The sequence below is a fragment of the Psychrobacter sp. H26 genome, assembly GCF_059073035.1.
The window spans coordinates 683,694-695,254 of record NZ_JCACRW010000001.1 but is presented as its reverse complement, the minus strand read 5'-3'; the positions used below and the strand labels follow the sequence as shown (position 1 = coordinate 695,254).

At 39.2% G+C, this 11,561-nt stretch carries 6 protein-coding genes and 1 tRNA gene; 5 read left to right on the top strand and 2 right to left on the bottom strand.

The features are described 5' to 3' along the window. Positions 1-361 precede the first annotated feature (361 nt). The 5 genes from AC5JPT_RS02940 to AC5JPT_RS02920 all read left to right on the top strand — a co-directional run bounded on the left by AC5JPT_RS02940 (position 362) and on the right by AC5JPT_RS02920 (position 4,134). Positions 362-889, top strand: coding sequence for a hypothetical protein (locus AC5JPT_RS02940; RefSeq protein ID WP_493857057.1), 528 nt, complete (start codon positions 362-364; stop codon positions 887-889). A gap of 75 nt (positions 890-964) precedes the next feature. Beyond that, a complete protein-coding gene (locus AC5JPT_RS02935) occupies positions 965-1,765 on the top strand; it encodes a hypothetical protein (protein ID WP_493857056.1) in 801 nt (266 codons plus the stop codon). 68 nt (positions 1,766-1,833) lie between these two features. Continuing rightward, a tRNA-Arg gene (locus AC5JPT_RS02930) sits at positions 1,834-1,909 on the top strand. 166 nt (positions 1,910-2,075) lie between these two features. After that, positions 2,076-3,287 (top strand): tyrosine-type recombinase/integrase, encoded by a 1,212-nt coding sequence (locus tag AC5JPT_RS02925; RefSeq protein ID WP_493857055.1) that lies wholly within the window; start codon positions 2,076-2,078, stop codon positions 3,285-3,287. 319 nt (positions 3,288-3,606) lie between these two features. Then, on the top strand, positions 3,607-4,134 hold the full coding sequence (locus AC5JPT_RS02920; RefSeq protein ID WP_493857054.1) for a hypothetical protein: 528 nt from the start codon (positions 3,607-3,609) through the stop codon (positions 4,132-4,134). A gap of 238 nt (positions 4,135-4,372) precedes the next feature. On the opposite strand, the gene AC5JPT_RS02915 is transcribed toward AC5JPT_RS02920, so the two are convergent. Both AC5JPT_RS02915 and AC5JPT_RS02910 read right to left on the bottom strand, forming a co-directional pair. Beyond that, positions 4,373-4,837, bottom strand: coding sequence for a tetratricopeptide repeat protein (locus AC5JPT_RS02915; RefSeq protein ID WP_493857053.1), 465 nt, complete (start codon positions 4,835-4,837; stop codon positions 4,373-4,375). Then, complete coding sequence (locus AC5JPT_RS02910) at positions 4,830-11,384, bottom strand: two-partner secretion domain-containing protein (protein ID WP_493857052.1); 6,555 nt, start codon at positions 11,382-11,384, stop codon at positions 4,830-4,832. The genes AC5JPT_RS02915 and AC5JPT_RS02910 overlap by 8 nt, the downstream gene beginning before the upstream one ends. Positions 11,385-11,561 lie beyond the last annotated feature (177 nt).

Genomic DNA, 11,561 nt, shown 5'->3' with positions numbered 1-11,561 from the left:
GAAAACAACACTCATCAATGCATGTTTGGTAGTCGTTACTGTATGGCATTTCTGCTAGTATATGGGTCGTTATGCTAGTTATCATGAGCAAAAGTCATTATATATATGACCCAAGCGCATTGGAAACGATAGTAATAGATATTGAGAGGATAAAAAATCACTTTATTTATCAGTGTGCCATTGATGGTTATCGTTTGCTAGTATAAATACCAATATTGTAATACCTTGCGACATCTATTGTCGCATTGAGCATGAGCATAGTTATAAGTGTTTTGACTATGAAAAATGAAGGGCGTGGCTTTTTCAAATCAGCTGTTACACCCTATATTAAAACGACACTTTTACGGGGTTATTGAATATTATGCCATTACGTCCTATTGATGCTATTTTTGTCCATCCTAAGCAGCGTTTGTACGTTGTTTATTATCGTGGTGAGCTTTGGTGCCTACCACGGATGAAAATCGATGACAGATCATGGCAAAACAGGCGCCCGTATGTTGATGACAGTCGCTCACTATATCTTAGTATTCACCAAGCTATTAGCGACCCTATACTGGCACAAAAACTACGCACCTTAGATTTACCTGCTGCAGTGCGGGGTAGCACGTTATCGCGTTTTGAGTTGTGGTGGGAGACACATGGCTTTAAATGGTTAAAAGACAGACTGACAGCGGGACAATCACCATTAGCAGCTCATCAAGCAATGGGCTTTGAAAGAACGACTGCTAATGAGTTTATTGATGCAAGCGTTCAACCCTCTAATTTCAATACTAATGACAGTGATAGCAATAAACACGATGAATCGTTAGAATCATCTGCCATAGAAAAGGATGTGTTTGCGGATATGTTGGCAGAGCTAACTGATGAAGTCATGGATCACAAGCTTTAAAGAAACGCTATATCCTATATAGTGACTGATACAACTTTTGAGACGAACCCATTAATAGATAGAGAGCAGTAATATATGAAAGACTACAAACTGCTACTGGTTGGACTAATTTCGCTGCTAGTAGCAATTTTTATCGCTCTCTTTACTTGGTTGTGGACCAGTAATCACAAAAATACAGATCCGCTGCCTATTATGACCAATGAGAGGCAACCTGCACCTGCCGCAAACGAAGAAAGCACGGACACCTCCCCTGATAGTACGCTTTCTATTCGTGCGGAACAAAGCCTACAAGTACCGATAGATGACGTTATTGTAAGCTTTGAGTCTCGCTATCCTCATATACAAGTTTTGGCGAATTATATTCCTGCTAATACGTTACTAACGATATCGAACGACGAACGCTCTGATCTTATCTCTGATACAGATATTATTATTGCCAATAACGAGCTGTCCAAAGAGCGTCTCTCGCCCATACAAGAGAAGCTAAAAGCCACTCAACACAGTAGCAATCAAAATCAAACAGGTACTAACTCGGTCAATAGCAATACGGATGACGATAAGACTGACAGTGATGACATTACTGCCAATAGCACCAACAAAGAAGCACGCACGCTAACCTCTTTCAATTATGCTCTAAAAGACGATCAAGCACTTGAAGGTGTGGTTTTGACCGATAATCCTGTTGCCGTTAGTTTCCGTAACTTTTTACTCTCAAGTGCCGGTCAAACTATATTAGAAAAATACGAGTACTATAATATTAATGGTTATGAGAACAGTGTAAACGACTTATTTGAACCATCCTCACAGGCGAGCAAGGCATCCGGTGATAACCCAGTAAATGTCGCTGATGCGCTTGGTAATAGCGAATCGCAATAAATTATTTGTATTTACCTTTTTGCTGATTGCTTTTACGACTGCTTTTTTCTACAATGTCACTCCACAATGCGCCTATAGCTCAACAGGATAGAGCAATTGCCTCCTAAGCGATCGATCCGAGTTCGAGTCTTGGTGGGCGCACCACATGAATACACTAAAAAACCCCTTAACGCCCCACAAACGAGGCTTTCAGGGGTTTTTTATTGTCCAAAACTTACCTTATATACCCATAATTACCCCTTGCTTACTGTAATTTTTACAGTATTCTATACAGTATGAGCGCAAAAATACTGTAGAGGATACTGTAAAAATGGCAAAAACCGTCAAACCCCTTACCAATACTCAAGTCGATAAGGCCAAGCCTTTGGACAAACCCTATACCTTAACGGATGGCGGTGGTCTTTATTTACATATTAGCAAGGCCGGCACAAAAGCCTGGCGCATTGACTACACGACACCTATCACAAGAAAGCGTGTCACAGTAACACTAGGTCAATACCCAGAGATCACTTTAGCAGCTGCAAGACAGATGCGGACTGATATTAAGTATCATCTTGCTAACGGTGATGATCCACGCGATATCAAAAGAGATGAAGAGCGCAAGCAGTTGCTTGAGTCTAAAAATACATTCGCTATGGTTGCTGAAGAGTATATGAGCCGCAAGACTCATATAGCCCCCTCTACTATCAAAAATAACTATAGGCAGCTGAAACGGCTAAATGCATACCTTGGTAGCATGCCTATAACTGATATCAAGCCAATGGATGTATTAGAAGCATGTAGATCGGCTGAAGCACAAGGGCTTATTGAGACAGCGGTAAAGATGCGTACGATGGCAGGACAAGTATTTAGGTATGCTGTGCAGACTGGACGCTGTGAGCGTGATATTACGCAAGATTTATTGGGTGCATTAAAGACACCAGTCGTACAACATCATGCTACTATCTTAGATACGGATGAGCTTGGTAGATTGCTTAACGATATTGATGAGTATCAAGGGTCATTTGAAGTTAGGATCGCTATCAAGCTAATGCCTATGCTTTTCGTAAGGGCTGGCGAGCTACGTTACGCTCTCTGGGATGACTTTGATCTTGATGAAGGCACCTGGACTTTTACGCCAAGAAAAACTCAACGCAGAACTGGCCTATCTCTTATCGTTCCACTACCTACGCAAGCCATTGCTTTAATACGTGAGTTATCCCTACACGCCCGTAGCCAGTACCTATTCCCAGCTATTCATACCACTGTCCAGCCAATTTCAGAAAACACGATGAATCAAGCTTTGAAGCGGCTTGGCTACAGTGGATCAAAACAGACAGTACATGGGTTTAGAGCCACAGCAAGGACTTTGATTGTAGAGAAGCTAGGTTTTCCTGAAGCATTGGTAGAGCAGCAGCTCGCTCATCGCGTAAGAGACATGCATGGCAGAGCCTATAATCGCACTGTGTTCTTACCAGAACGCAAAGTGATGATGCAAGCATGGGCTGATTATTTAGACGAGTTGAAAGCAACTACTGATTAATAATTATGACTGTAGTAAAGGAAGAATAATTTACTATTTAATTTTTGAATTAAAAAACTCTGTTGTAAGTGGTTCCATTATAGTAGTCTATTAATAGGCTTGAAAGTTGAAGTAATGAGTTCCGCTGGGGTATACCCAAAAATCTTAATAATAGTGATTAAACAGTCTCAAAGCACATCACGCGCTAGCTATTATGATAATTTCTAATAAAAACGTTACTGTTTTAAGAAGAAATGGGTAAACTATACCAATTGAATTTTTACCAACCGATGTTTTGAAAAACTGACTATTATTAAATAAATTCTACTGAGAATAAGCGATGAAATGGACTGTATTGGTATGTATGCTACCGTTGTTGACCGCTTGTATGAGCATGAAAAATGTAAAAGAGTTACCACCTGAGTTGATTTATCAGCCACCCGTATCAGGTACGAGCGCAACTATCGTGGGTAGGATGGAACCACGACATACCAAACTCGTTGGTGATCGCATCGCTTATATTATGGAGATCGATGGTAAGCGCGTCCCTAAAGAGCGTAAAGAGAGTTACAGCGATACTTGGGATAGTGTCTACCCGATTACGACGGGTGAGCATACGATGACCGTCACTTACCGTATGGCAGGGCACTATACGCAGCCGACCAAGATTACCTTTGATGCTGAAGCTAATAAGAATTATCAGCTGGACTTCGCTACTGATATCGGTACGGCATGGTTTGGTAAAGACAGCTATGCTGATATTTGGATCAAAGACAAAGCGACAGATAAGCCCGTGACCGAGGTAGTGCGAACGGCGCCACCACCTGAGCCACGGGTTATCTCTTATCCGATTATTATTAATAATTGATTGAGAAGTGTCTAGAAGTAACTTTAATATAAATCCAAAATTATTTAGAAACTATTAAACAGAAAATTTTAAGTAATTTATTGAGTAAGCTCCGTTCAATCAATTATTGTTTTAACTATTCAAAATTAATTAGGTAAATAGACATCGAAAAGCAATAGTTGTTCGATGTCTATTTACAAGGGCTAAACTATTTCAGTCATAATTTCTAATACTGCCTTAATCTACTCTATAAGTGCTTTTAAAACTTACTTAAGCTATCCAAACTCTTCTTAATTCCAATATCGTTTGGATCTAAGGCTAATGCATCTGTATAACATTTTTTTGCAGATGCAAACTCTCCTATTTCTATCATTAAAGCTCCTAGGTCAATATAAGCATCTACAAAATCTGGCTCTATATCAATCGCTTCTTGATAATATTGAAAAGCTTGTACTAAATCTCCTTCAGCTAGATACTTTGATGCCCATAAATAAAAATCTCTAGATATGCGCAGAGTGCTATCTATTTCCATCGCTTGACCATAAAAATCAAAGGCATTGCTGTGATTCTTTTTATAGAATTCAGCATTTCCTCTGCATACTAAAATATTCGCGTCTGATAAACCTGAATTATTGAGCAAATTATAACCTGTATCAAAATCCATATTTTTAAAGTTTTCAGTAATTTCTTTCATAATATTTTGACTTTTTCTAGTACTACTCATATATTTTCACTCCATTAGGTTTAATAGCTCTATTGAAGTCATTTAAAATGCCACTAGGAACACCAATGTTATTTAACTTAGGATTTGTTATACCTTCATTATTTAATTTTATAGCGTTAATGCCTTTAGAGTTATTTTGATTGACTGCTTTTGCCATCATAGAATTATACTGTATAGGATCTAACTCAAATCTGACAATCACTTGCGGTTCAGTTACACCTTTGTTTGAGAACGCCTTAACTTTTGCAAGATCTTCTGATAAATACTTACTGCTGTTAGAACCAGAAATGGAAGGTTGTAACCTATTGGAACTTTTTGTCACGTTAGCTTCCACCACGGACATTTTTCTATAGACATAAACTTTACTACCAATATTTTTGGCAATTACACCTCCTGTAGCGTTTAAGCCGACAAATAAATAATATCCAGGGGAAGAAAGTGCATCAGTCCATGCTTGTCCAAAAGCATTTACATCTCTATTCATAATAGCAACTTCAGCATCGTATTGATACTTAGGTTTCATTTGAGTTAAAGCAAATAAAGCAACAGCGTTCTCTATTAATGTAGGTGTTGCATTCTTAAATTCTTGAACCTCATTTGTACGTACAATAAAATCTGTAGTTTTCGTTTTAGTGTTATATGCAGTATAGCCTATAGTCTTACCTTGTTTGTCCAAAACTGCAATTAACTGCCAGTCCCCCTTATATATATCCGTAGGTCTTTGAGATATACTACCTTTCTTTCGGAACTCTTCAAAACAATCAGAAAAACTACCACAGTAATCTTCAATATTTTTCAAAGAATTATTTTTAACGGCAGTTCCAGCGATTTCAGCTGCTGCATTGACATCCACGTTAGTCAATAATGCTATAGATCCTGCAAGTAACTTAGCAGCATTGATAATTTCTTGCTTTTGTATATCTGTTAGCGCATTAGGATTATCAACTAAATAATCTCCAAACATCTCGCCAACAGCTGCACCAAGTGCACCAGCGTCACAGCTTTGTTTCTTAGCACTAGCAGTCACACAACCGACACCAGCGGCTACAAGCTTATGTGCAAGATTATCAGCAAAATCATTTGTATCAATATTCTTTACAAAGCTACTAAAGGTTTCAGCTGCAAATACATCCACTAATGAGCTACGCAAACTATTCTTTAGAGCATCTTCCAAGTTCACACCGTTGACCGCAGCATTAACAAATGCACCAGTCGCACCTTCAGCAACACCATTTACTAACTTATTGGCAAAGTCGTTATTAGCCATTTGTGGTAAATTGAGCTTAGCAGTTAAACCAGCCGTTAACGCAGCCGTTGCCATATTACGTATGGTATCACTACTCGCCATATCTTTTAGCGTTTTACTAATGTCGCCTTTGTTATTAATCAGTGTAATAACCGCTTGCGTCTGCAAAGCAAGACCAGCAGCATTAGTAGCCACCATAGATGCGGTAAGGCCGCTACCTGCTGGACCTGCTGCGACAGTAATAGCAATAGCAATCAAAGCCGCTGCCCCTGGCGTCAAACCCTCTTGCGTATAGTCCCAATTCTTTTGAATCAGATCAACTTGTACCCAATTGATATCGTTATCTTTATCCAGTGTCGCAAGATACTCATATCCTGGTTGTTTAGATAGATCAAGTGCGATCTTGCCTAGCTCAGCTGAACTCTTTTGAATATCAGTCTTAGCTTTATTATTCGCATCGACAGTGACTTCGACTGGCACAGCTACTGTCACACCACCTGGTGAAGTGATCGTTGGAACCTGATTAAACTTAGGTAGCGATGCAATAGTGACGACACTGCCTTGATCGACCTTTTTCATCCAAACGGTGCTTTCTCTATCTTGCGTATGCGTGGTTGTTATTTGATTAGTAATAGGTGCTAAGATCACTACAGCGTTATCGTCTGCATATTCCCCAACACCAACTTTGATGACAGCTTTTTGTAAAGTGTTAAATACTGTACCTTCCAACAACGTGCTGCCACCTGATGCAGTGTATGCCTTGTCACCAATCAGTGTGGTTGGTAGTTGGGTCAGCTCTTGGCGGGTATCGTTGGTATTATCTTTATTGTAGCGAACACCCAAGAAGCTAGATCTTTTCTGAATCTCAGTACTGTTATAATTCACATCATCAACAGCATATAAATTGAGTAATTTACCTGCTGATATATTGATAGTACCAGTAGGCGCTGCTATATCTGAACCATAGATATTGATATTGCCATCAGATGTTAGACTAATATTATTCGCTTGAATATCCGTTGTAACTGCGTTGTTGTTGCTAGAAACCTTAGTAGTTGTAGTACTTTTCTTTTTGCCGTACCACTTACGAGAGGTGGACGTTGACTTAGAGCGATCTAAGAAGGATGCTTGAGACGCCTCAAGATCTATATCACCAGTAGAGGCATCTATACGAACATTACCAGCGGTTGAGATGATGTCAGCACTGTTTAAGACAACCCCATTATTAGTAATGTAGGATTTAGTAGCAGAATTATAAGTATCAGAGGCTTCAGCTAAACTACCTTCTCCTGATATTTGTATATTACCTTTTGCTTTAAGCTTTGGCTGATTAACAATCTGATGATCAGAGTAATTAGATCCTGTAATCCTACCTGCACTAATATCTCCTTGTTCGAACACATCGACAAGTCCCGTAATACGAATACTATCGTTGTAAGTGTCCTTTCTTGTACCATCAGTAAAGGCTATAGGCTTTAGATTGCCTTTGGCTAAAACATTGATGCCACCGTTACGACTAGTAACATCTGTAGCTTCCATCAAAACGCCGCCATTCTGAGCACTAACGTTAACGGTTCCATAAGAATCAATTGTTACTGTTTTATTTTCATAACCTCGACTTGCTTTTTTTGAAGTTTCTAAAATTTTATTGAGATCTGATAACGTTCCTTGTAATTTAGCAACCTCTATATTTTTGTTCTGTATTGATAGCTTAGTATCAGCTCTCGTACTTGTGATTTCAGCATTGACTAACTTGATTTGATCCTCAATAACTTGAACTCTATGACTAGAAACATAAAATATAGGTTCCCAAACACCCCATGTGAAATCACTAACTTTCTCTTTAATACCCTTTAGCTCTACGCTACCATTAGTAGCAGTAATATTAACACCACCTACTACAGGTTTGGTTGAGTTAATCCCTTGTGCAATTTCTAACGCTCTTATGGCTTGATATTCATTATTGATTCTAACATATTCATTTGGACCAGTTGGAGTATAAGGAATTGTCCAATCTCTTTTGAAACCAGGTACATATTTTTGGTCAATAGCATTTATTTGTTCTTGATAGTCTGATTTAGTAAAATCTACATTAGTATAATCTATGTAATCAATAGATTTGTCGTTCTCATTTTTCAAGATAGCAGCTTCGATCAGAACTTCTTTGCCAGTTAAATTAATATTTCCTGAAGTTGTTAAATTTACAGTTTCTCCGCGTGAGACAACTAAAGAACTACTTCTTTCTCCCGCATAGCCTTTAAGATGAAGCTTGCCTTCTCTAGAGGTTAAGCTGATATCACCTCTTGATTGCACCTTAACAATTTTTGGGTCAATGGTTAAATTTGATTTGCTAGCGATTGATAGGTCGCCATTAAGAGTGCTGATAGCCTTGCCATCGGGAAGTTTTTCTTTACTGGTAGCAAGTTTATTATTTCCAGTGCTTGCGATACTAGTATTAATATTAAGAGCAATATTAGAGTCTGAATTGATAAGAACAGCACCACCTATGATGTCTGTATTCTGATAGCTTTGAGTTGAAGCGCTATCAACAGATAATACTTCGCCTGCCTTTAGCGTTGTATTTCCAGGCAGAGATCTTGTGCTAGTAATCCAAGTTTTTTCAGCAGGCACAAAGTTAGTTGGATTCCAATAAAAATATGGATTATCCAGCGATGGTGCGAATGGCTCTATACCCCATATATAACGTTGAGCATTGGTAAGAATTTCATCATTACTATCTAAGACCAGATGTTTATCAGAGTTTACTTCACTATTATTGATAGCCATTAGATTGCTAGATTTTAGCGTAGTATTGCCTGTAGATTTAGTTTTAGTATCGGCAAGATTTAAATAGTTTCCAGAAACTATATTAATTCCTGTACCTGAAGTTCCAGTTGATACTACTTCAGTTTTCTGAAGATAAATATCTCCTTCTCCTTGAAAATCAACATAACCATCAGATACTCTATTAGTCTCAACGTTTCTACCGACTTTAGGAGTAGCTGTTTCTAAGTTAACACCCTTAGCATTAATCTTATCATTTATGAGAATTAGGCTTCCATCACTATCTAAATTTATATTGCCTGTGCTATTTAATGTGCTATTGCTGACGTTAATATTTTCTTTTGACAATATACTAGTGCCACCTATCTGCTTAGTATCTTTAGCAGCGGTCATAAGTCCGTTAATAGTGGTCGTCGCTCCTGATTCAACGACTATATTATCGGCTTTAATGGTACTAGCCGTAACACCGACATTACTACCAGCTGCCAAGATAGTACTATTGGCATCGGTGGTCATCTTATTGACGTTTAGGGCTGCTTGATTGGCGATAGCCGTAACTGCCCCTTTTGTACTATTTAAAGTGCTATTGGTGATCGTAGTGGCTTTGCCTTGGCTGGTGATGTAAATACCATCGTTAGCATTAGCAGTACTATTTAAAACTGTTGCTTGTTTACCTTCAATACTTAGCTGTTTACCAATAGTGATAGGTTGGATACTGTCCTTTAGATAGGCTAATTCTCCAGCTTGTAGGGCAGCATCATTAGTAACTTTGATACTACCAGCGTTGTCAATTACTGCATTGCGACCAGCTTGTAGTGCAAATTCATTTGCTCCAGCGATACTACTACCTGATTTGATATAAGCGTCACGTTCACCGCTAACAGTTAGGTTTTTTTCGGCAGTTATTTTACTGTTATTACTAATCACTGTATCTGCAGTCTTAGTATTATCATCTTTACTTGCGCTAATATGTATATCACCACGACTAGTAACTCTGCTATTATCAATCAAGGTTCCATTTCGAGAGTGTACGGTCAGTGGCGCATAACGAGAAAAAGTATTACTACCATCAAGTAGACGCACATAGCGGTCAGCATCTATAGAGATACCGCCGTTTGAGCCTACGATACTTTGACTATCCACGAAAGTATCACGACCTGAATGCATGTAAATATTTGCTTCATTGTTTACTACAGTGAAGTTCCGAACATCTGAGGTATTTGACATCTTCAGGTCGCCAGCAGCATCCATTCGTAAGATGTCTGGCATCAACTGAGCATTCGTACCGGGGTTTTCCTTTCTGATGATACCGCCATTTAGCAGAATGTCTTTATCAGCTTGCATATCAATCATGCCATAGCTGCCGATGGTGCCACTGTGCTCAATGCTACCTGTCGTGCCTGTGGCATTGACACTCACTAAACTGGTTTGGGCTTTTGTGGTCTTTATCGTACCTGTGTTCTCAATTTTTCCCGAGTTGGTCAGTACAATCTGCTGAGTAGCGTTGATATTACCAGCATTTCTAACGCCTAAGCCGCTCTCCGTTCCGACAAGATTAATAGAGTTGGCGTAGATACCACCAAGCGCACTGACGTCGACTGCCAAGGTTGGGGCAGTTCCTGTCCCAGTGATCTTAGTCGCTGTGCCAGTATCATAATCAACAGTGTTACTACCACTAACGATATTAATATCTTGATTGGCATGAATCTGACCGTTAATTGTTACTGCCCTTGCTAGGACATCTACATAGTTGGCTTGGTTTTTGTTTTTACCATCGTATAGATCGCCGCCCAGTGCATTGCCTGTCGCCGCATTATCAAATTGAACCTGTCCTTGCTTGATATCAAATCCTGTCAGATTGCCAGCACTGTCAATCTTAGGCGTACCAGTTGCTAAGGTGGCTTGATTGGCATTAATAAAACCGCCGCCTTGTACTTGCAGTCCAGACGGACTGGCAATAATGACATCAGCTCGTTGTCCTGCAATTTCAATATTGCCTTGAAACTTGACTGCAGCATTGCTACGGACTTCATTCAAGATAGTATTGGCAACGCCTTGTGCAAGATATTGGTTACCCGCAATATTACCTGCTAAGTGTGTGTTGGCAGATCCCATACTGTTATTAAGGACAGCTCCGTTACTACCGATATCAAACTGGTTATACGTATTGTGCGATAAGCCATTACTGTTAGGGGTGCGGATATTAACAATAGGCGTGCCGTTGGCTGCTTTTAAGAGCGCCGCTCGTTGGGCAACTGGGACATTACTGGCCGTATTTTGTATGGCAGAGGTTGCCGCTTGTACTTGGGTGTAGACCATACTTTGACAGCATAGAATGGCCATGGCCAAACGATGATAAGAGACATTGATACCGGAGTTTGATTCTGATTTTGCAGCGGGAGATTTCTTGCCGCTGCTGTTGCCTGCTTTTTTATTTTGACTTTTGGTTACCTCACTAACCACCATCATCATGCCACGGGCTTTGTTAAACACTACGCGGTAACATTGTTTATTCATGTCCTAAATCACTCTAAATAGTTAATAAATGTTAGCAAATGTAACTAATTTTTCAGATTGTAATCCTGAACTATTGTAAATACTAGCTTTATTTTCAACTATTTTTTGATGTTATAGTTAATACTATATAAACAGCCATATCAAAGGTTTAATGCTATTAAAATTATTTCTAACGCA